At 45.8% G+C, this 21,748-nt stretch carries 18 protein-coding genes and 2 tRNA genes; 19 read left to right on the top strand and 1 reads right to left on the bottom strand.

Annotation, left to right across the window (positions count from 1 at the left end; all coding sequences use genetic code 11):
• The first annotated feature begins 10 nt into the window (after positions 1-10).
• The 11 genes from glmM (at position 11) to rpsO (ending at position 9,610) form a co-directional block, all read left to right on the top strand.
• Positions 11-1,348, top strand: a complete 1,338-nt coding sequence (glmM, locus tag AEA42_RS06605) for a phosphoglucosamine mutase (protein WP_055647286.1) — start codon at positions 11-13, stop codon at positions 1,346-1,348.
• A gap of 193 nt (positions 1,349-1,541) precedes the next feature.
• Entirely contained in the window at positions 1,542-2,324 is a 783-nt protein-coding gene (gene tpiA / locus AEA42_RS06600; RefSeq protein WP_011071430.1) for a triose-phosphate isomerase, read from the top strand.
• Between the two features lies 1 nt (position 2,325).
• Entirely contained in the window at positions 2,326-2,658 is a 333-nt protein-coding gene (gene secG / locus AEA42_RS06595; protein ID WP_011716140.1) for a preprotein translocase subunit SecG, read from the top strand.
• Positions 2,659-2,669: 11 nt separating this feature from the next.
• A tRNA-Leu gene (locus tag AEA42_RS06590) sits at positions 2,670-2,756 on the top strand.
• Between the two features lie 83 nt (positions 2,757-2,839).
• Positions 2,840-2,916: transfer RNA gene (locus AEA42_RS06585), tRNA-Met, on the top strand.
• A gap of 168 nt (positions 2,917-3,084) precedes the next feature.
• Positions 3,085-3,540: a ribosome maturation factor RimP gene (rimP, locus tag AEA42_RS06580; RefSeq protein ID WP_055647285.1), complete on the top strand. Its 456-nt coding sequence runs from the start codon at positions 3,085-3,087 to the stop codon at positions 3,538-3,540.
• 29 nt (positions 3,541-3,569) lie between these two features.
• Positions 3,570-5,069, top strand: coding sequence for a transcription termination factor NusA (gene nusA / locus AEA42_RS06575; RefSeq protein ID WP_037415246.1), 1,500 nt, complete (start codon positions 3,570-3,572; stop codon positions 5,067-5,069).
• Positions 5,070-5,094: 25 nt separating this feature from the next.
• Positions 5,095-7,752, top strand: coding sequence for a translation initiation factor IF-2 (infB, locus tag AEA42_RS06570; protein ID WP_037415258.1), 2,658 nt, complete (start codon positions 5,095-5,097; stop codon positions 7,750-7,752).
• Positions 7,753-7,818: 66 nt separating this feature from the next.
• The gene (gene rbfA / locus AEA42_RS06565) at positions 7,819-8,262 is read left to right on the top strand and encodes a 30S ribosome-binding factor RbfA (RefSeq protein WP_037429693.1); all 444 of its coding nucleotides are present in this window, start codon (positions 7,819-7,821) and stop codon (positions 8,260-8,262) included.
• Positions 8,262-9,215 carry a tRNA pseudouridine(55) synthase TruB gene (gene truB, locus AEA42_RS06560; protein WP_037429691.1) on the top strand — a complete coding sequence of 318 codons (954 nt, stop codon included), beginning with the start codon at positions 8,262-8,264 and terminating at the stop codon, positions 9,213-9,215. The genes rbfA and truB overlap by 1 nt, the downstream gene beginning before the upstream one ends.
• A 125-nt stretch (positions 9,216-9,340) precedes the next feature.
• Positions 9,341-9,610 (top strand): 30S ribosomal protein S15, encoded by a 270-nt coding sequence (gene rpsO / locus AEA42_RS06555; protein ID WP_037415266.1) that lies wholly within the window; start codon positions 9,341-9,343, stop codon positions 9,608-9,610.
• 86 nt (positions 9,611-9,696) lie between these two features.
• Here the strand turns inward: rpsO and AEA42_RS06550 are convergent, their stop codons facing one another.
• The gene (locus AEA42_RS06550) at positions 9,697-11,751 is read right to left on the bottom strand and encodes an EAL domain-containing protein (RefSeq protein WP_037429690.1); all 2,055 of its coding nucleotides are present in this window, start codon (positions 11,749-11,751) and stop codon (positions 9,697-9,699) included.
• Positions 11,752-11,946: 195 nt separating this feature from the next.
• Here AEA42_RS06550 and pnp point away from each other — a divergent pair, with 195 nt between their 5' ends.
• From pnp to deoC, 8 genes are all read left to right on the top strand, one after another.
• Positions 11,947-14,046 carry a polyribonucleotide nucleotidyltransferase gene (gene pnp, locus AEA42_RS06545; protein WP_055647284.1) on the top strand — a complete coding sequence of 700 codons (2,100 nt, stop codon included), beginning with the start codon at positions 11,947-11,949 and terminating at the stop codon, positions 14,044-14,046.
• Positions 14,047-14,237: 191 nt separating this feature from the next.
• Complete coding sequence (nlpI, locus tag AEA42_RS06540; protein WP_037415349.1) at positions 14,238-15,140, top strand: lipoprotein NlpI; 903 nt, start codon at positions 14,238-14,240, stop codon at positions 15,138-15,140.
• 99 nt (positions 15,141-15,239) lie between these two features.
• A complete protein-coding gene (gene prfC / locus AEA42_RS06535; protein ID WP_037415348.1) occupies positions 15,240-16,820 on the top strand; it encodes a peptide chain release factor 3 in 1,581 nt (526 codons plus the stop codon).
• A gap of 69 nt (positions 16,821-16,889) precedes the next feature.
• Positions 16,890-17,072 carry a hypothetical protein gene (locus AEA42_RS23090; protein ID WP_308219524.1) on the top strand — a complete coding sequence of 61 codons (183 nt, stop codon included), beginning with the start codon at positions 16,890-16,892 and terminating at the stop codon, positions 17,070-17,072.
• Between the two features lie 10 nt (positions 17,073-17,082).
• A complete protein-coding gene (locus AEA42_RS06530) occupies positions 17,083-17,847 on the top strand; it encodes a TatD family hydrolase (protein WP_055647288.1) in 765 nt (254 codons plus the stop codon).
• A gap of 176 nt (positions 17,848-18,023) precedes the next feature.
• Complete coding sequence (locus AEA42_RS06525; RefSeq protein WP_055647283.1) at positions 18,024-19,283, top strand: NupC/NupG family nucleoside CNT transporter; 1,260 nt, start codon at positions 18,024-18,026, stop codon at positions 19,281-19,283.
• A gap of 349 nt (positions 19,284-19,632) precedes the next feature.
• On the top strand, positions 19,633-20,472 hold the full coding sequence (locus AEA42_RS06520; protein WP_055647282.1) for an outer membrane protein OmpK: 840 nt from the start codon (positions 19,633-19,635) through the stop codon (positions 20,470-20,472).
• Positions 20,473-20,883: 411 nt separating this feature from the next.
• Positions 20,884-21,654, top strand: a complete 771-nt coding sequence (deoC, locus tag AEA42_RS06515) for a deoxyribose-phosphate aldolase (protein ID WP_011716152.1) — start codon at positions 20,884-20,886, stop codon at positions 21,652-21,654.
• Positions 21,655-21,748: the final 94 nt, after the last annotated feature.

Below are 21,748 nucleotides of genomic sequence, written 5' to 3'. Positions count from 1 at the left end.
GTGGGGCAATATGAGCGAGCGTAAATTTTTTGGAACCGATGGTATTCGTGGCAAGGTAGGTTCAGGCCAGATGACTCCAGAGCTGGCATTAAAGTTGGGTTGGGCTGCAGGGCGGGTGTTATCCCGCAGCGGCACCAAAAAAGTGATTATTGGTAAAGATACCCGTATTTCGGGTTATATGTTTGAGTCAGCTTTAGAGGCGGGTCTTTCTGCAGCCGGCCTGAACGTGATGTTGATGGGGCCAATGCCAACACCTGCTGTGGCATACCTCACTCGCACTTTCCGCGCCGAAGCGGGGGTGGTGATCAGTGCATCCCATAATCCTTATTACGATAACGGTATTAAGTTTTTCTCAACCGATGGCAGCAAGCTGGATGATAACCTAGAGCTGGAAATTGAAGCCGAATTAGAAAAGCCCTTAGAGTGTGTTGAGTCACATCTGTTGGGCAAAGTGTCACGAATTGAAGATGCTCGCGGTCGTTACATCGAATACTGTAAAGGTAATTTCCCTGCAGATCACACATTAACAGGGTTAAAAATTGTCGTCGATTGTGCCCATGGTGCTACTTATCACATCGCACCAGCGGTATTTCGCGAGTTAGGCGCTGAAGTCATTGCCATTGGTGATAAACCAAACGGAGTCAATATTAATGACAAAGTCGGCGCAACGTCCATGGCGAAGATTTGCGAAACTGTTTTGGCCGAAAGTGCCGATTTAGGGATTGCGCTCGATGGCGATGGTGACCGAATTATGATGGTCAACAGCCGCGGTGAAGTTATCGATGGCGATCAAATTCTTTATATCCTAGCCTGTGATGCCAAGGCCCGTGGTGTGTTACGCGGAGGTGTGGTGGGGACGTTAATGTCTAACCTTGGCCTTGATTTGGCACTTCAGGCGTTGGATATTCCCTTTGCTCGCTCTAAAGTGGGCGACCGTTATGTGATGGAGTTACTCAAAGAACTCGATTGGCGCATCGGTGGTGAAAACTCGGGGCATATTCTTAACCTCGACCATGGCACGACCGGTGATGGTATTGTTGCTGGTATTTTGGTGCTGGCGGCCATGCGTCGTCAAAACGCAACCTTAGAGCAGTTAACTGCGCCAATGGAAATGTTGCCACAGGTGTTGGTGAATGTGCGTTTTGAAGGTGAACACGATCCATTAAGCTCTGATAAAGTTAAAGCTGCTCAAGCTCTGGTTGAATCACAACTGGGCGCTCGAGGTCGCGTATTGCTACGCAAATCAGGTACTGAACCGTTAATTCGCGTGATGGTTGAAGGTGATGATCACAATGCTGTGTTAGCGCACGCTAATTTGATTGCAGATGCGGTAAAATCGGCGAGCTAATCAAACCAATCTTTAGTCGAGTGCAGCTGATACCGATTAAAAATGAAGGTGTTAGCTGCATTAATGAGCAGGAACAGGGTTTGGCGTGTAAAAAGTAAGCATTCCAACCTAATATCTGAAAAAATTCGAATTTAGCTATTGTAACTTAATAAGTGGTTCGCTATTATTCACGCCGCTTTCAGAGGAGACAGTGATGGCACTCAGACGTCCTATGGTAGCTGGCAATTGGAAGATGAACGGCAGTGCGGCACTAGCCCAAGAGTTGTTCAAGAAGTTTGCCTCAAAGCTCCAAAATGATTCAGCTGAAGTGGTTTTATGCCCGCCTTCTATCTATCTAGAAAGCGTCAGGCAACTGCTAGAAGCAAACAAGGAAGCGTTAGACGGTTCACTTGTTAGGATGGGCGCTCAAAATTTAAGTCAACATGACTTTGGCGCTTATACCGGAGAAGTTTCGGGTCAGATGCTTAAAGATTGCGGATGCCGATATGTGATTATCGGGCATTCAGAACGTCGCCGTATGTACGGAGAGACGAGTAATATCGTAGCGGAGAAATTTGCCGCTGCACAAAAGCACGGTTTAACCCCCATCTTATGTGTGGGTGAATCGGGTCCAGCACGTGAAGCAAGACGTACCTTTGAGGTGATTGCAGAAGAGCTGGACATAGTGATCCAGAAAAATGGCACTATGGCTTTTGATAACGCCATTATCGCTTACGAGCCATTATGGGCTGTAGGGACTGGTAAGAGTGCGACACCAGAGCAGGCACAAGAAGTACATGCGTTTATACGCAAGCGTCTCTCTGAAGTGTCTCCGTTTATCGGAGAAAATATCAGGATTTTGTACGGTGGCAGTGTGACACCGAGTAATGCAGCAGATTTATTTGCCCAACCTGATGTTGATGGTGGACTGATTGGCGGTGCCAGTTTAAACTCTACCGAGTTTTTAAGTCTGTGTACCATAGCGATGAGCGCATAATATGTATGAAGTTTTAGTGGTTGTTTACTTGTTGGTTGCATTAGGTTTAATTGGCCTAATCTTAATCCAGCAAGGTAAAGGAGCTGATATGGGTGCCTCTTTTGGTGCCGGTGCATCAGGTACCTTATTCGGTTCAAGCGGTTCAGGTAACTTCCTGACACGGACAACGGCGATTCTTGCCATTGCGTTTTTCACGTTGAGTCTGCTGATCGGCAACTTAAGTGCAAACCACGCAAAAAATGAAGATGCATGGAAAAATTTAGGTGCTGATGAACAGGTTACCCAGCCAGTTGATCAAGCAACCGAAAAGTCAGAAACCAAAATTCCTGACTAGTAAAAGGTGTCGCCGAGGTGGTGAAATTGGTAGACGCGCAGCCTTGAGGTGGCTGTGTCCTAACGGACGTGCGGGTTCAAGTCCCGCTCTCGGCACCATAATTAAACTAAGTAAGTCCAAACAAGAACTGACTTAGTTATTGCAAGCAAAGACGATAGTCAATATACTTGCACACAGTTGACGCGGGGTGGAGCAGCTTGGTAGCTCGTCGGGCTCATAACCCGAAGGTCGTCGGTTCAAATCCGGCCCCCGCAACCAGCTCCTAGTAATGAATGTTGTTTAATTCATTATGGTTTACAGGTTCTTGAAGCTAATAACCTCGTCATTACGGGGTTTTTTGTTGTCTGGGACTTTTAAATTTGTCGTATTGTTTACGGCGTTTTACTAGGGCTATTAAGCCCTTTTTTGTTTTTTCGGGGGTCAAATTTGGCAACATTAGAATCCAGACTGGCAGACATGCTCACAGTGCCTGTGGAAGCACTCGGCTTCCAACTTTGGGGCATTGAATATGTTCAAGCGGGTAACCATTCAGTCCTGCGCGTGTTCATTGATGGTGAGAATGGCATCAATATCGAAGATTGTGCCAACGTAAGTCGCCAAGTCAGTGCTGTGCTCGATGTTGAAGACCCTATTTCTACTGAATATACCTTAGAGGTTTCTTCGCCTGGTGTAGATAGACCGCTGTTCACTGCTGAGCAATATGTGTCCTATATCGGCGAGGATGTCAAGCTTCAACTGACTATGCCTGTCGCGGGCAGTCGTAATTTAAAAGGCGCCATTACTCAGGTTGACGGTCAAATGCTGTCGGTGAAAGTAAATGGTAAAGAGCTGGTTGTCGCCTTGGATAATATCCGTAAAGGCAACATCATCGCAAAGTTTTGATGGTTTCAAGGTGAACGAGGCAAGACAAAATGAATAAAGAGATTCTGCTAGTCGCTGAAGCGGTTTCAAATGAAAAGGCCGTTCCACGCGAGAAGATTTTTGAAGCGCTGGAGACTGCTCTGGCTACCGCTACCAAGAAAAAATACGAAGGTGATATCGACGTTCGTGTTGCTATCGACCGTAAAACTGGCGCTTATGAAACTTTCCGCCGTTGGATGGTAATTGATGACAACGGTGTTGCGTTAGAAAATCCATACCGTGAGATTACGCTGGAAGCAGCACGTTTCGAAGATCCAGAGATTCAACCAGGTGAATTTATTGAAGACCAAATTGAATCAGTGGCGTTCGATCGCATTACTACCCAAACCGCTAAGCAAGTGATCGTACAAAAAGTACGTGAAGCTGAGCGTGCGCAAGTGGTTGAGCAGTTCCAAGATAAAGAAGGTGAGCTGATCACTGGTGTCGTTAAGAAAGCAACCCGCGAAAGTGTAGTTGTGGACTTAGGCAACAATGCTGATGGCGTATTATTCCGTGAAGACTTGATTTCACGCGAATCTTTCCGTCCTGGTGATCGTGTTCGTGCATTGCTTTACTCTGTTCGTCCTGAAGCGCGTGGTGCGCAGTTATTTTTAACTCGCACTAAGCCTGACATGCTGATTGAGCTGTTCCGTGTTGAAGTGCCGGAAATTGCCGATGAACTGATCGAAGTGATGGGCGCGGCGCGTGACCCTGGTGCTCGCGCTAAGATCGCAGTGAAATCGAACGATCGTCGTATCGACCCAATTGGTGCTTGCGTTGGTATGCGTGGGGCACGTGTGCAAGCGGTATCGAATGAACTCGGTGGTGAGCGTGTTGATATCGTATTGTGGGATGATAATCCAGCACAATATGTGATCAACGCCATGGCGCCAGCTGATGTGGCTTCTATCATCGTTGATGAAGACAATCACTCAATGGATATCGCTGTTGAAGCGGAAAGTTTAGCTCAGGCCATTGGTCGCAATGGTCAAAACGTGCGTTTAGCGACTCAGTTAACAGGCTGGGAACTGAACGTGATGACAGTGGAAGACATGAATAAGAAACACCAAGCCGAAAGCGCTAAGGTGAAGAGCTTATTTATGAAATCTCTGGATGTAGATGAAGATTTTGCACAAGTACTGGCTGATGAAGGTTTTACTTCGCTCGAAGAAGTGGCTTATGTACCTGTGTCAGAATTATTGGCAATTGATGGCTTTGATGAGGATCTCGTCGAAGCATTACGTGAACGTGCTAAGGCTGCGATCTCAACTCGAGCGCTCGCATCCGAAGAAGCACTAGATGGTGTGGAGCCAAGTGAAGAGTTATTAGCACTTGAAGGTGTTGAAAGACACTTAGCCTATGTTTTAGCGAGCAAAGGTATCGTGACTCTAGAAGACTTGGCTGAACAAGGCATTGATGATTTGATCGAAATTGAAGAATTGACAGAAGAAAAAGCAGGTGAGCTGATCATGGCTGCCCGCAACATCTGTTGGTTTGGCGAAGAAGCATAAGTCGATCAACAGGGGGATTTAACTGATGGCAGATACTACCGTAGAGAAATTGGCCACGGAAGTGGGTAAAAGTGTTGAACGTCTGATTGAGCAATTCTCTCAGGCCGGAATTAAGAAAGGCCACACTGATAACGTGTCTGAAGCTGAGAAGCAGCAGTTACTGGATTATCTGAAGAAGCAACATGGCGCCGATAATGCGCCGACTAAAATGACGCTGCAACGTAAAACCGTATCGACCCTGAGTGTGGCCGGTAATGGTGGTCAATCTAAAGACGTTAAAGTTGAAGTGCGTAAAACCCGTACTTTTGTTAAACGTGATGTGAGTGACGCAGTGCTTAAAGCGGAAGAAGAGGCTAAAGCCAAAGCAGAAGCCGAAGCGAAGGCCAAAGCAGAAGCTGAAGCGAAAGCGAAGGCAGAAGCCGAAGCTAAGGCTAAAGTGGAAGCAGAGGCGAAAGCGAAGGCAGAAGCTGAAGCGAAAGCAAAAGCGAAAGCAGCAGCGGAAGTGAAAGTAGCCAAAGATATGTCACCAGAAGCTGAAGCAGCTCGTTTGGAAGCTGAACGTTTAAAAGCAGTACAAGAAGCTGCTACTAAACGTAAACAAGACGAAGAAGCCGCCAAAGCGGCAGAAAAAGCGCGTTTGTTAGCAGAAGAAAACTCTAAGCGTTGGGCCGAAGAAGAGCGTCAACGTTTAGAAGCTGAGCGCTATAGCGATCACCATATCACTACCTCTAAAGTGGCTCGCGCTGCTGAAGATTCGTCGGATATGGATGAAGAAAAACGTGGCCGCCGTGCGCGTAACAAAAATACCGCCAAAACCAAACGTGGTGGTAAAGATGCTCGCGATGGTCGCGAAAAACACATGCGTAACCGCAGCACAGCGCCAGAATCAATGGCTCATGGCTTCAATAAGCCAGTTGCAGCCGTTAACCGTGATGTGCGTATCGGTGAAACAGTTACAGTGGCAGAACTTGCTCACTTAATGGCAGTTAAAGCGACTGAAATCATCAAGCAAATGATGAAGATGGGCTCAATGGTTACGATCAACCAAGTGTTAGATCAAGAAACCGCCCAGTTAGTTGCTGAAGAAATGGGCCATAAAGTGGTACTTATTCGTGAAAACGAATTAGAACAACAAGTACTTTCTGAGCGTGACGAAGAAGGCGGCGTGAAGCTTGAGCCTCGTGCACCTGTTGTAACCATTATGGGTCACGTTGACCACGGTAAAACATCGCTCCTTGACTATATCCGCCGCGCGAAAGTGGCAGCGGGTGAGGCCGGTGGTATTACTCAGCATATTGGTGCATACCATGTTGAGACCGAAAACGGCATGATCACTTTCTTAGATACCCCTGGTCACGCCGCGTTTACCGCAATGCGTGCTCGTGGTGCTAAGGCGACGGATATCGTTGTACTCGTTGTGGCTGCCGATGACGGTGTTATGCCGCAAACCATTGAAGCGATTCAACATGCTAAAGCGGGTAACGTGCCATTAATTGTTGCAGTTAACAAGATGGACAAGCCAGAAGCCGATATCGACCGCGTGAAGAGCGAATTGTCTCAGCACGGCGTGATGTCTGAAGAATGGGGCGGAGACAACATGTTTGCCTTCGTATCTGCTAAGACGGGTGAAGGCGTTGATGATTTGCTTGAGGGTATCTTACTCCAAGCTGAAGTACTTGAACTCAAAGCTGTTCGTGATGGTATGGCTGCTGGTGTGGTTATTGAGTCTCAACTGGATAAAGGTCGCGGCCCTGTAGCAACGATTCTGGTTCAAGAAGGTACACTGCGCCAAGGTGACATCGTTCTATGTGGTTTAGAGTACGGTAAAATCCGTGCGATGAAAGACGAGAACGGCCGTTCAATCACAGAAGCTGGCCCATCAATCCCTGTTGAGATTTTAGGTCTGTCAGGTGTGCCATCAGCTGGTGATGAAGCAACCGTGGTGCGTGATGAGCGTAAAGCCCGTGAAGTTGCGCTTTATCGTCAAGGCAAGTTCCGTGATGTGAAATTAGCGCGTCAGCAGAAGTCTAAGCTGGAAAACATGTTCGCGAACATGACCGAAGGCGAAGTGAAAGAACTGAACATCGTTCTGAAGGCAGATGTTCAAGGTTCACTCGAAGCGATTACCGACTCCTTAATGGGTCTGTCTACCGACGAAGTGAAAGTAAACATCATCGCTCGTGGTGTAGGTGCACTGACCGAAACCGACGCGACCTTAGCTGCGGCTTCTAACGCGATTATGGTTGGCTTTAACGTGCGTGCCGATGCGCAAGCGCGTAAGACTATCGAAAACGAAAGTGTTGACTTACGTTACTACAGCGTTATCTATAATCTGATTGATGAAGTGAAAGCGGCGATGACAGGTATGCTGTCACCTGAATTCAAACAACAGATTATCGGTCTGGCTGAAGTTCGTGACGTGTTCAAATCACCAAAACTGGGCGCAATCGCTGGTTGTATGGTGACTGAAGGCACCATCAAGCGTAGCGCACCAATTCGCGTTCTGCGTGATAACGTGGTGATCTTCGAAGGTGAACTCGAATCATTACGTCGCTTTAAAGATGACGTTAACGAAGTTAGAAATGGCATGGAATGTGGTATCGGTGTTAAGAACTACAACGATGTCCGCGTGGGTGACCAAATCGAAGTATTCGAAACCGTCGAAGTGGCACGTACACTGTAACGATAAAGAGGGCGGCATTAGCTGCCCTTTCAATTTAATGACATTAGCTATTATGGTAACTCTATTATGGCAAAAGAATTCAGTCGTACACGTCGTATAGGCCAGCAGTTACAGCAAGAGCTGGCTGTTGTCCTACAACGCGACATGAAAGATCCCCGTATTGGTTTTGTGACCGTCAATGACGTTGATGTTTCTCGCGATTTAAGTTACGCCAAAGTCTTTGTCACCTTCTTTGAAGAAGACAAAGAAGTTGTGCAAGAAAAGCTGAACGCGCTGATTGCTGCCGCTCCTTATATTCGCACCTTAGTGGCAGGCCGCATGAAATTGCGCGTGATGCCAGAAATTCGCTTTGTTTACGACAGCTCATTGGTTGAAGGCATGCGTATGTCTAATCTCGTCAGCCAAGTCATCAACAGCGATAAAGCCAAACAACAACAGTTTGGTAGTGCTGAAGATGGTGTTGTTGATAATGACATTGACGAGAGCGATGACACCGAAGGTAAAGCGTAATGGCAAGACGTTCAAAGGGCCGCTTTATTGACGGTATTGTATTGTTGGACAAGGCCACTGGCATGAGCTCCAACTTTGCATTACAGCGAGTAAAGCGCTTTTTTAATGCCAACAAAGCGGGGCATACGGGGGCGCTCGATCCACTGGCGACGGGCATGCTGCCAATCTGTTTAGGTGAAGCGACTAAGTTTTCCCAGCATTTGCTCGATTCGGATAAGCGTTATCTGGTCACGGCAAAACTAGGGCAACGTACCGATACCAGCGACTCAGACGGCGAAGTCGTACAAACACGCCCGCTCGAGTTTACAGAGGCGCAGTTAATGTCTGCCTTAGCGCATTTCCGTGGCGATACTTTGCAAGTGCCATCCATGTATTCAGCGCTCAAATATCAAGGCCAACCCTTGTATAAGTATGCCCGAGAGGGGATTGAAGTGCCGCGTGAGGCGCGTCCAATCACTGTCTTTGAACTGAACTTCATCGGTCTAGAAGGCGATGAGCTAACCTTAGACATTCATTGCTCTAAGGGCACTTATATTCGCACTATTATTGACGATTTAGGCGAAATGCTCGGTTGTGGCGCCCATGTGATCATGCTGCGCCGTACTCAAGTTGCACATTATCCCTACGATAAAATGGTCACTCTTGAGCAGCTAGAAGCCTTAGTCGCTAAAGCACAGGAACAACAACTTGATCCAAGCAGTTTGTTGGATTCGTTACTGTTACCTATGGATACGGCGGTTGCCGATTTTCCTGAGGTCAATGTCCCTGATGCGAGTGCAGCTTACTTAATGCAAGGTCAAGCGGTGCGAGTCGCGAACTTAGAAGCAAATAAGCTGGTACGGATTACCTTAGGGACTGCACGTCGTTTTGTTGGTATCGGTGAGATGAATGATGATGGCTTACTGGCCCCGAAGCGTTTAGTCGTTATTCACGACGAACCTAAAGCATCTTAATGGATTTGCTCGGATATTATTCCACCGCTTTTATTGCGCATGCCAAAGATTATGGGTAGAATAGCGCGCCCTCTGGCTGAGTTAGTGATCGGCTAGGGATTCACATTTTATATTTGGAGAGACACATGTCACTAAGTACTGAAGCGAAAGCAAAAATCCTGGCTGAATTTGGCCGTGGCGCAAACGACACTGGTTCAACTGAAGTTCAAGTTGCGCTGTTAACTGCTCAAATCAACCATTTGCAAGATCACTTCAAAGAGCACATTCACGATCACCACTCACGTCGTGGTCTGTTACGTATGGTTAGCGCTCGTCGTAAGTTATTAGCTTACCTGAAGCGTACCGAAGCTACACGTTACAATGAGCTGATCCAAAAGTTAGGTTTACGTCGTTAATCTCTCGTCGATTAACGTAAAAAAGGAGGCTTAGCCTCCTTTTTTATTGCCTAAAATTCAGTATGTTGAACTATATCCTCAGTACATTAGGCACCACGTAATCCATCAATATTACTAATGGTTGCAGTTTGACTGGCAATATATAGCGTCTCAAACTCAGCCTGTGGTAAAGGTTGGCTAAAGTAAAAGCCTTGACCTATCTGGCACTCATTACTCTTAAGCCAATCGAGTTGCAGCTCGTTCTCAATCCCTTCAGCCACAATAGTTAGGTTTAATTGCTTACCTAACATCAAGATTGTTGATGCAATTGCACTATCCTTGGGAAGATCGGAAACAAAGCAGCGGTCAATTTTCATAGTGGTGATTGGCAGATGGCGTAAGTAAGAGAGGGACGAATAACCAGTACCAAAATCATCTACCGCGATACCAAATCCTGCCGATTTAAGTTGCTCTAATTTGTTGATAGCAAGTTCTATATCATTCATTAATGAGGTTTCAGTAATCTCTATTTCTAATAACTCGGGTTGAATTTGGTATCGTAGCGCCATTTGTTTGATATCAGAGACTAAGCTTGCGTCGGCAAATTGTTGTGAGGCGACGTTAATTGCGATAGGAATGGCATAGTTATATTTCTTCTGCCACTCCCGGAGTACTCGGCAACTCTGCTCTATCACCCAACGACCGATAGGGATAATAATGCCGGTTTCTTCTGCCACCGGAATAAAGGACATGGGACTAATTAAGCGGCCATCTTTTTGCCAACGAATTAAGGCTTCACATCCGGTAATTTTACCTGTTTGCAGATCAAGCTTAGGCTGGAAGTAGAGCAGAAATTCATTATTTTTCAGTGCATCATGTAGTGATGCTTCTGTCCGAAGTCTAACCGCAGCTCGTTCTGTCATTTGCTGTTTGAAGAAAGCCCATTGATTAGAACCTGCCGCTTTTGCACTGTACATCGCAATATCAGCATGGCGGATAAGATCTTCGGCGCTATTTCCATCCTCAGGATAGATAGATATTCCGATAGAAGCCGCAGGGTGAATCGCGTGTTCATTTAATTGGATGGGGACATTAAGTTGCACTAAGAGTTTATCGACAAAGTCAGCAGCTTGGTCTGGAGAGTGAACTGAGTCGGCTAAAATAACGAATTCATCACCGCCTAGGCGAGATACAGTGCCTTTATCACCCACTACACGTTCGAGGATGCGCGCGATACGGGCGAGGAATTGATCGCCAAGGGCGTGTCCTAGGGAGTCATTAATATTTTTAAAGCGATCTAGGTCGATAAACATCAGGGCAAAGCTACGTTTGTGTACTCTAGAGCGTTGGATTGTGACGGCAATTGTTTCGAGCAGTAAAGTACGATTAGGCAATCCGGTGAGTGGATCTCGTGTTGCCATTTTTCGAAGTTTTGACTGGGTTTGACTAAATTGAATTAAGATCTGATTAAATTTCGACGTTACCAGTCCCAATTCATCATCCTTATGTGCATTGGACATGGGGAGCAGGTTTTCGTCGGGCGAATCGGGTGCGATTTTATCGATTGCTTCACTTATCCGGGCTATCGGCTGGGTTAAGAAGCGGTGGAAGACGACAGATAATACCAAGGTGAGCAAAAGTGCACGGGCTAAGGTTGCAAAAAAACTAAACCTGAGTTGGCTAAAGAGGGTATTAGTCAGTTCCTGTGTGTCATAGAAAATAGTCAATGTGCCAATAAGTTGTTGTTTTTGTGTGCCTTCGAAATAGAAGGGACGATACAGTGGGCGTGAAATTTCTTTAAGATCATCAAACAGTTTATTGCTGAGGCTTATAAAAGTTTGTGAGCTGGTTTTCTGATTATTACTCACTGACACAAACATGGAGCCATCATCGAGTTCGATGACTGCTGAGCCGACATGCTCAACTTTTATTGCACCTTCTAAGGTTTGTCTAGCGAGATTATCATCTAGTGCCCAAACGGCGTTAGCTGAAGGTTGTTCTACCGAATCGAGCAATTCCTGTTGAGTGGTAGTGAGTTGTTGTTTGGTGGATACCACCACAAGGGCAATTTCAACAATAAAAATAGCGATAGCAAAAAATAACGCAGTAAAAACGACGAGGTTAGTCTGTTTCCAAGTTAGGGATTTAAAACGACCCGTCATTCAGATCTTCCTTTTAATTGTTATTTTTCACCAGAGGGGATTGCCTATATCACTGTAGAGCATAACTCTTTGTTGATTTAACCACTTTAGTGAAAAGATAGCAGTTTGTCATCATTATCTGCTCTTTATCTATGGTTCATAATTGCAGTATACTTACGCGCGTAATTCAAGGTCATTAATTAAGGAATGGGTCACGTGAATCCAATTGTAAAGAGTTTTGAGTATGGTCAACATACAGTCACCCTGGAAACAGGCGTTATAGCGCGTCAAGCTGATGCAGCCGTGTTAGCGAGTATGGGTGACACGACAGTGTTAGTCACTGTTGTAGGTAAAAAAGAAGCCGATGCAGGCCGTGACTTCTTTCCTCTGACTGTTAACTATCAAGAAAAGAGCTACGCAGCGGGTAAAATTCCTGGTGGTTTCTTTAAGCGTGAAGGCCGTCCTTCAGAAGATGAGACATTAATCGCTCGCCTGATCGACCGTCCAATTCGTCCTCTTTTCCCCAATGGTTTCACCAACGAAGTTCAAGTTATCATCACTGTGGTATCTGTCGATCCACAAATCGAGCCGGATATTATTTCGATGATCGGTACTTCGGCGGCGCTTGCCATTTCGGGTATTCCATTCAGCGGTCCATTAGGTGCGGCGCGTGTGGGTTACATCAATGGCGAATACGTACTGAACCCAACAGTGACTCAGTTAGAAAGCAGCCAACTAAACTTGGTTGTTGCAGGTACTGAGAGCGCGGTATTGATGGTTGAGTCAGAAGCTCAAGCCTTACCAGAAGAAGTGATGTTAGGCTCAGTGGTTTATGGTCACGACCAACAACAAGTGGTTATCAAAGCGATTGCTGAATTCAAAGCAGAAGCCGGTAAACCAGCTTGGAATTGGACTGCTCCAGTGCAAGATGAAACGCTGGTTGCTCAAATCAAAGCGCTTGCTGAAGCGGGTTTAGGCGATGCGTATAAAATCCAAGTAAAGCAAGATCGTTATGCTCAAGTTGCTGTAGTTAAAGCTGCAACGAAAGAAGCGTTATTAGCAAGCAATCCTAATATTGATTTACGTGAAGTTGATGGTCTGCTCGGTAGCTTAGAGAAGAAAGTAGTTCGTGGTCGCATCATCCGTGGTGAGCCGCGTATCGATGGTCGTGAGCCAGATATGATTCGCGCATTAAGCGTATTGGCAGGCGTATTACCACGTACCCACGGTAGTGCACTGTTTACCCGTGGCGAAACCCAAGCGCTGGTGACTTGTACTTTAGGTACTGAGCGTGACGCACAGAAGATTGATAGCATTATGGGCGAGCGCACTAGCCGCTTCATGCTGCACTACAACTTCCCTCCTTATTCTGTTGGTGAGACAGGTATGGTGGGTTCACCTAAGCGTCGTGAAATCGGCCACGGCAAGTTAGCATGGCGCGGTATCAACGCAGTAATGCCATCTGCTGAAGAGTTCCCATACAGTGTGCGTGTGGTTTCTGAAATCACTGAATCTAACGGTTCAAGCTCTATGGCATCAGTCTGTGGTACGTCTCTTGCGCTGATGGATGCGGGTGTACCTATCAAGACTTCTGTAGCGGGTATCGCTATGGGTCTAGTGAAAGAAGGCGATGACTTTGTGGTTCTGTCTGACATCTTAGGTGATGAAGACCACTTAGGTGACATGGACTTCAAAGTAGCCGGTACCCGTGACGGTGTGACTGCACTGCAGATGGATATCAAGATCGAAGGTATTACCAAAGAAATCATGGAAATTGCACTGCAACAAGCCTATGGTGCACGTGTACATATCCTAAACGTGATGGATCAAGCGATTGGTTCGCACCGTGATGATATCTCTGACCATGCTCCACGTATCACAACTATCAAGATCAACCCAGAGAAGATCCGTGATGTTATCGGTAAAGGCGGCGCGGTAATTCGTGCACTGACCGAAGAAACTGGCACGACTATCGAGCTTGAAGATGACGGTACAGTAAGAATTGCTTCTTCTAATGGCGAAGCCACCAAAGAAGCTATTCGTCGTATCGAAGAAATCACTTCAGAAGTTGAAGTGGGTCGTATCTACAACGGTAAAGTTATCCGTATCGTTGACTTCGGTGCCTTCGTTAACATTCTGCCAGGTAAAGATGGTTTAGTGCACATTTCGCAAATCAGCGATGAGCGTGTTGCTAATGTCTCTGACCACCTTGAACTGAACCAAGATGTCACCGTTAAAGTGATGGAAGTGGATCGTCAAGGCCGTGTAAGACTGTCAATCAAAGAAGCACAGACTAAAGAGCCTGCTGCTGAATAATGGTCTAAATAGACATTATTGGCGTCAGTTTTGACATGACGTGACTAAAAGGAGATCAATTGATCTCCTTTTTGTTTGTTTGGGTTTAATAAAGTTGTGTTTAATGCTATTCCTCAATAGCAGTCCAGTTGTGGGATTGCTATCATGAACATTCTTCTGCGTGAGTTGGGAATCTAAAAAGGTAGAAATGGATGAGTCTTAAAATTAGAACCGCTGTTGTTGCTGTGCTGGCGGGTGCCAGCTTGATGTTGGCTGGATGTGCGACCACTCAATCCCCCTTAGACAACCAAAATGACGTTGAAGGTAAATTGGTTATCGCCCCGGTGATGACTGATTATAAAGTCGAGGTGACCCTTGCCAAGCTCAATGAGATTTTATCAGCTGTTGAATTGACCAACGAGCAGCGCGCTCGTTTCCATTACGATCGTGGGGTAATTTACGACAGCGTGGGCTTGCGTTTAATGGCGCGCATCGATTTTATGCAAGCGCTAAAATTGCAACCCGACTTAGCCGATGCCTATAATTTCCTTGGTATTTATTATACCCAAGAGGGGGAATACGATAGTGCCTATGAGGCGTTTGATGGCGTATTAGAGTTATCGCCAAACTATGATTATGCCTACTTGAATCGTGGTATCGCGCTTTATTATGGTGACCGTAACGATCTTGCCTTAAAAGATATGCAATCCTTCTATGCTGCCGATAATAAAGATGGTTACCGAGCATTATGGTTGTATTTGATCCAATCAAAGGATGATGCCGTTGAGGCTAAACGCCAGCTACAGGAACACCGTAAGGGGCTTGAAGCGGATGCATGGTCAACAGTGATTGTTGATTATTATCTGGGCGTTAAGAGTCGTGAACAGGTATTTGCCGATGCCAAGTTAGGCCTCACTCATCCTAAAGAATATGCTGAACGTTTATGTGAAGCTTATTTCTATCTTGCCAAAATGGCCATTGCCAATAAGCAATATCAAGAAGCTGCAAATTATTTCCGCCTCGCCCTTGCGACTAATATTTATGACTTTGTTGAGCACAGATATGCGCGAATTGAGCTGGCAAAGGTCAAAGGGTTACTCGAAGGCACAAAATAAGTCTTATCGCCCGAGGCTCATCTTGGGCTTTGCCTAGCCAAGCACGCACTGAGGCGCTATAATTTGCGCCTTTTTTAGCGATACGAGTGCATAGGTTAAATGTCAGACAATAAAGTAGAGGTCGATAAACGTCGCACCTTCGCGATTATATCGCACCCCGACGCGGGTAAAACCACCATTACCGAAAAAGTGCTGTTATTCGGAAACGCGCTGCAGAAAGCGGGTACCGTTAAGGGCAAAAAGTCGGGTCAGCACGCTAAGTCTGACTGGATGGAAATGGAAAAAGACCGTGGTATTTCGATTACAACGTCTGTCATGCAGTTTCCCTATGGTGGCGCGCTCGTTAACCTACTCGACACCCCCGGCCACGAAGACTTCTCGGAAGATACTTACCGCACCTTAACGGCGGTCGACTCTTGCTTGATGGTTATCGACTCGGCAAAGGGTGTTGAAGATCGTACCATCAAATTGATGGAAGTGACCCGTCTGCGCGATACACCTATCGTGACTTTTATGAACAAACTCGACCGTGATATTCGCGATCCTATCGAACTGATGGATGAGGTCGAGAACGTACTTAATATCGCCTGTGCGCCTATTACTTGGCCTATTGGCAGCGGTAAAGAATTTAAGGGTGTTTACCATATTCTGCGCGATGAAGTGGTGCTATACCAAAGCGGTTTGGGACACACGATTCAAGAGCGCCGTGTGATTGAAGGTATCGATAACCCTGATCTGGATAAAGCGATTGGCAGTTATGCCGCTGATCTGCGTGATGAAATGGAACTGGTTCGCGGAGCATCAAACGAGTTTGATCATCAAGCCTTCTTAAAGGGGGAGCTTACACCAGTGTTCTTCGGTACCGCATTAGGTAACTTCGGTGTTGATCATATCCTCGATGGTATTGTGGAGTGGGCGCCTAAACCGCTACCTCGTGAAAGCGATGTGCGGATGATCATGCCTGACGAAGAAAAATTCACCGGTTTTGTGTTTAAAATTCAAGCAAACATGGATCCTAAACACCGTGACCGCGTTGCCTTTATGCGTGTTTGCTCTGGTCGCTATGAGCAAGGTATGAAGATGCACCATGTGCGCATCGGCAAAGATGTTAACGTCAGCGATGCGTTGACCTTTATGGCGGGCGACCGTGAGCGCGCTGAAGTGGCGTATCCTGGTGATATTATTGGTTTACATAACCACGGAACCATTCGTATCGGCGATACGTTCACTCAAGGTGAAAAGTTCCGCTTTACCGGTGTACCTAACTTTGCGCCTGAAATGTTCCGCCGTATTCGTCTGCGCGATCCGCTCAAGCAAAAACAATTACTTAAGGGCTTAGTGCAATTATCTGAAGAAGGGGCTGTGCAGGTGTTTCGTCCCTTAGATACCAATGACTTGATCGTCGGTGCCGTGGGTGTACTCCAGTTTGAAGTGGTTGTAGGCCGCTTAAAGAGCGAGTACAACGTTGAGGCGATTTACGAAGGTATTAGCGTTTCAACTGCGCGCTGGGTTTATTGTAAAGATGAGCGTAAGCTAGAAGAGTTCCGCCGTAAGTGTAGCCAAAACTTGGCGCTCGACGGTGGTGATAACTTAACTTACATTGCGCCAACTATGGTTAACTTAAATCTTTCAATGGAAAGATACCCTGATATCGAGTTCGCTAAAACGCGCGAACACTAACAGGTAAGTGACTCTAGGGTTAAAGGCGGTGATTCACCGCCTTTTTTGTATCTAAAATTTGTGGGGTGATTGATGATAAGTTGGATAACTCGGGCGTGGCAGGCTTATATCCGTTGGTGTGACAAGATGGGACTCACGCCCGAGAATCGTCGTTGTTGCATGCCAAGATTAGAAGATCCGCCACTAATTCGAACTAAAGCTGATTGTCGAATAAAAGCGCAATCATCGAATGGAGACACAAAAACGGAGTGACAGATTGATGATGCTAGATACTCACGCGCACCTCGATTTTGTCGAGTTTGATAGTGACCGCGATCAAGTCATACAGCGTATGCATCATGCGGGCATCGATAATCTGATTATCCCAGGAGTCTCACCACAACACTGGACTAAACAATTGGCCATTGCTGAGCAATACCAGTGTTATTTTGCCTTAGGGATCCACCCTTGGTTTTGCCCCGAAGATGTTGATAAGGCAATCTCTGAATTAACATTTCACATTTCTCAGTTACGAGAATGTCCCCGTTTTGTTGCCATTGGTGAATGCGGTTTAGACAAACTTTATGCTGATAATTGGAGCAAACAGTTAGCGTTTTTCGATGCGCAGTTAACACTCGCCCATGAGTTGAACTTGCCCGTTATCGTCCATGCCGTCAAAGCTCACCAAGAGGTATTATTCCATTTAAAGCGTCATAAACTTCCAAGAGGTGGCGTAATCCACGCCTTTTCTGGTAGCCCCGATATCGCCGTTGAATACACTAAGCTAGGTTTTAAACTCGGCATTGGCGGTTTAGTGATGAATCCCAATGCGAAAAAACTGCTTAAAACCGTCAGTGAACTGCCGCCAGAAAGCTTCCTACTTGAGACTGATTCTCCTGCCATGACCCCGATAAGTGTTACAGAAAAACGGAACCAACCCGCTAACGCTGTACTTTTTATAGACAAAATTGCAACTTTGCAAAAAAAATCTAGTGTTCTAATATCAGAACACTTGGTGTCGAATGCAATGCAACTGTTTGACCTTTAGTTGTTTTTGGTTAAACAGGTGTAGGTCGCAATAGCATTTTGCTCTAAGCGGTTGAAATTAAACTCCAAAATTTTGATCAAAACGACGATTTTCGACTTTCTCTCGGGTATAATCTGACTCGGAAATAGGTTGATTAACAACATAATTAAAAAGTGTTAACAATAGGGTGATGGTTAATGAATATATTGATGAGCTTAGTAGGGGTGGTCGTCCTACTTGCGATAGGTTTCCTCCTATCGAATAACAAAAAAGCAATTAACTTGCGTACTGTGGGTGGTGCATTAGCCATCCAGGCCGCCTTCGGTGGTTTTGTACTGTACGTTCCTGTCGGTAAAGATATCCTGAAAAGTGTGTCTGACGCGGTTTCTAGCGTTATCGGTTACGCACAAAACGGTATCGGCTTCCTGTTCGGTGATTTAGCTAACTTCAAACTTGGCTTTATCTTCGCGGTAAACGTGTTGCCAGTTATCGTTTTCTTCTCTTCTCTGATCGCCGTTCTGTACTACTTAGGCATCATGCAGTGGATCATCCGTATCATCGGTGGTGGTCTGCAAAAAGCATTAGGCACAAGCCGTACTGAATCTATGTCTGCGACTGCTAACATCTTCGTTGGTCAAACCGAAGCGCCGTTAGTGGTTCGTCCATTCATTCCAACTATGACTCAATCAGAACTGTTTGCGATCATGGTGGGTGGTTTAGCTTCTATCGCAGGTTCAGTACTTGCTGGTTACGCGCAAATGGGCGTGCCTATTGAGTACTTAGTTGCTGCGTCATTCATGGCGGCACCAGGTGGTCTATTAATGGCTAAACTGATGCATCCAGAGACTGAAGTTGCTAAAAACGATATGGATGAATTACCAGAAGATCCTGATAAGCCAGCTAACGTATTAGACGCTGCTGCTGCGGGTGCTTCATCTGGTATGCACTTAGCGTTAAACGTAGGTGCAATGCTGTTAGCCTTCGTTGGTTTGATCGCTATGATCAACGGCATCATCGGTGGTGTAGGCGGTTGGTTCGGTGTTGAAGGTTTAACACTGGAACTGATCCTTGGTTACATCTTCATGCCTTTAGCTTTCTTAATCGGTGTACCTTGGAACGAAGCGCTGGTTGCTGGTTCTTTCATCGGTCAGAAGATCGTTGTTAACGAATTCGTTGCTTACCTGAACTTTGCACCATACCTAAAAGACATCGCTGATGGCGGTATGATTGTTGCTGACACGGGTTTAGCAATGACTGACAGAACCAAAGCGATTGTTTCGTTTGCACTGTGTGGTTTTGCGAACTTGTCTTCTATCGCAATTCTGTTGGGTGGTTTAGGTGCTATGGCTCCTAACCGTCGTCACGATTTAGCTAAAATGGGTATTCGTGCGGTTATCGCAGGCTCGTTAGCTAACTTAATGAGTGCAACAATTGCGGGTCTGTTCTTAGCTATCTAAGCGCAGAAACGTTGGGGAAGAGATTCCCTACTAACTAGGTCCTGACCATGCAGGGCAGGACCTAAGTTAATTCAACCATTTTCCAGTAGTGATTCCTGTAGTGAATAGTTTCTCCGATTGTATAGGTCAGATTACAACTAAACTTTAGCTGTGATGCTGTCTTACGGTCGTGACGTACGGTTAAGTTAATTAGTCGTAAACAATAAGTCGCGACTTTGTTCACAATTAAGAATTTTGTGTTCGTGATTTTACGCAAGATTATTGAGATTTTTTTTAATCGAGGTAAAATGCGAGCGCCACAAAAAGAACGCTACCCTAGACGGTAGCAACCAAAATAATGGGGTTGATGATGAAAAACGTTAAAACTTTAGCTTTAGCCGCTACAGCAGTAGCTGCAATCTCTGGCAACGCATTTGCTGCAGACCGTTCAGACCTTCACGGTTCTGACTACAAGTGGATGCAGTTCAACGCTATGTACTCTATCGGTGAAAAACCGGAGAATCCAGCGTCTGGCGACCAACATAACTACTTAGAAATGGAGTTTGGCGGTCGTTCTGGTGTATTCGATCTCTATGGTTATGTTGACGTATTCAACTTAGCAAACGAAAACACCAAAGACGGTGACAAGAACCCAGGTTCAGGCACCAGCAAACTGTTCATGAAATTTGCTCCGCGTGTTTCTATCGATGCATTAACCGGTAAAGATTTATCTTTCGGTCCAATCCAAGAAGTTTACTTCTCTACTCTGTTCAACTGGGACGGTCTGAACGGTGAAGGCGTTAACTCTACTTTCTGGGGTGTTGGTGCTGACGTAAACGTGCCTTGGTTAGGCAAAACAGGTATGAACCTGTACGGTTACTACGACATGAACGCGAAAGAATGGAACGGTTACCAATTCTCTGCTAACTGGTTCAAGCCTTTCTACTTCTTCGACAACAAGAGCTTCCTGTCATTCCAAGGTTACATCGATTACCAATTCGGTGCAGACGAAGACAAGACTGCTTTCGTACCAAAAACCTCTAACGGTGGTAACATCTTCTTCGGTCTATACTGGCACTCAGATCGTTACGCTCTGGGCTATGGCCTGAAAGGCTTCAAAGACGTTTACCTGTTAGAAGACGGTGCTGGTGCACTGGCTCTAGAATCTACAGGTTGGTCACACTACCTGTCAGCTACTTACAAGTTCTAATTTCTTGTAAGAGCCGTTGGAGCCGCGATGGCGGCTCCATCTTTTATGTGTCATGAATCTTTATCTAAACCCATTTATAATTTGAGCAGTGCGTTTATATAAAGGTTTGTGTTTTTCTCGCGCTAAAACGGATTTTTCGCGGAAAAGTAGGAACAAGACATTATTCGTATCCTCTCTTCCGGTCTTCAAGGATTCAAGTCGTGATCACTTATAGTCAATTTAAGTGTCAGGATGCCTAGTTATGCATAGGCAAGATTGAATACCTAATAAAAATGTAATTTGCCCTACACAAATTACTCGGCATCGCCTGAAGGCCCGGCCATATAAAAATAATCAAAATAATGCCAGCTCTGAGCGTTGCGTATAAGCGACTGATTTCTATTTATTTGTTTTTTCTTTTGGAGAGCTATTATGACTGATTTAAAAAAAGCAGCACAACGCGCCATCGAACTTATGGATTTAACCACCTTAAACGATGACGATACCGATCAGAAGGTGATCGATCTGTGTCACAAAGCCGTGACGCCAGCGGGTAATACTGCTGCCATCTGTATCTATCCTCGCTTCATTCCTATCGCACGTAAAACCCTCGATGAGCTGGGCGCCGAAGACATTCAAATCGCGACAGTAACTAACTTCCCACACGGTAACGATGATATTGCAATTGCGGTTTTAGAAACCCGTGCAGCCGTTGCCTATGGCGCCGATGAAGTCGACGTGGTATTCCCATACCGCGCGCTGATGGAAGGCAACGAAAGTGTCGGTTACGAGTTAGTCAAAGCCTGTAAAGAAGCCTGTGGCGATGTATTACTGAAAGTGATCATCGAATCGGGTGTATTAGCCGATCCTGCGCTTATCCGCCGCGCCTCTGAACTGTCTATCGATGCGGGCGCAGATTTCATCAAGACTTCTACCGGTAAAGTGCCAGTTAACGCGACACTTGAAGCGGCTGAAATCATGCTGACTGTGATCAGTGAAAAGAACACCAAAGTGGGCTTTAAGCCTGCTGGTGGCGTACGTGATGCTGCTCAAGCTGCAGAGTTTTTAGGTGTGGCTGAGCGTATTCTTGGTGCTGATTGGGTTTCTCCACGTACCTTTAGATTTGGTGCTTCAAGCTTACTCAACAGCTTGTTACACACATTAGAATTAGCCGATGCGCCTAAGCCGACTCAAGGCTATTAATCGAACATTGCATCTCGATTAATACCAAAATCGTATATCGAAACTAATTAAGTGTGACCTAAATCTAGTTGGAAACATCAAAACTTCGATAGCA

This window comes from Shewanella sp. Sh95, from assembly GCF_001308045.1.
Taxonomy (GTDB): domain Bacteria; phylum Pseudomonadota; class Gammaproteobacteria; order Enterobacterales; family Shewanellaceae; genus Shewanella; species Shewanella xiamenensis.
Note: the sequence above shows the minus strand (reverse complement) of the source record. Positions and strands in the feature narration are given on the sequence as shown.

Bases quoted from the DNA above. Each gene is read 5' to 3' on its own strand.
- infB (WP_037415258.1), top strand. From the start codon at position 5,095: ATGGCAGATACTACCGTAGAGAAATTGGCCACGGAAGTGGGTAAAAGT.
- rpsO (WP_037415266.1), top strand. From the start codon at position 9,341: ATGTCACTAAGTACTGAAGCGAAAGCAAAAATCCTGGCTGAATTTGGC.
- secG (WP_011716140.1), top strand. From the start codon at position 2,326: ATGTATGAAGTTTTAGTGGTTGTTTACTTGTTGGTTGCATTAGGTTTA.
- nusA (WP_037415246.1), top strand. From the start codon at position 3,570: ATGAATAAAGAGATTCTGCTAGTCGCTGAAGCGGTTTCAAATGAAAAG.
- tpiA (WP_011071430.1), top strand. From the start codon at position 1,542: ATGGCACTCAGACGTCCTATGGTAGCTGGCAATTGGAAGATGAACGGC.
- AEA42_RS06525 (WP_055647283.1), top strand. From the start codon at position 18,024: ATGAATATATTGATGAGCTTAGTAGGGGTGGTCGTCCTACTTGCGATA.
- deoC (WP_011716152.1), top strand. From the start codon at position 20,884: ATGACTGATTTAAAAAAAGCAGCACAACGCGCCATCGAACTTATGGAT.
- AEA42_RS06520 (WP_055647282.1), top strand. From the start codon at position 19,633: ATGAAAAACGTTAAAACTTTAGCTTTAGCCGCTACAGCAGTAGCTGCA.
- rbfA (WP_037429693.1), top strand. From the start codon at position 7,819: ATGGCAAAAGAATTCAGTCGTACACGTCGTATAGGCCAGCAGTTACAG.
- AEA42_RS06550 (WP_037429690.1), bottom strand. From the start codon at position 11,751: ATGACGGGTCGTTTTAAATCCCTAACTTGGAAACAGACTAACCTCGTC.
- AEA42_RS06530 (WP_055647288.1), top strand. From the start codon at position 17,083: ATGCTAGATACTCACGCGCACCTCGATTTTGTCGAGTTTGATAGTGAC.
- nlpI (WP_037415349.1), top strand. From the start codon at position 14,238: ATGAGTCTTAAAATTAGAACCGCTGTTGTTGCTGTGCTGGCGGGTGCC.
- glmM (WP_055647286.1), top strand. From the start codon at position 11: ATGAGCGAGCGTAAATTTTTTGGAACCGATGGTATTCGTGGCAAGGTA.
- prfC (WP_037415348.1), top strand. From the start codon at position 15,240: ATGTCAGACAATAAAGTAGAGGTCGATAAACGTCGCACCTTCGCGATT.
- truB (WP_037429691.1), top strand. From the start codon at position 8,262: ATGGCAAGACGTTCAAAGGGCCGCTTTATTGACGGTATTGTATTGTTG.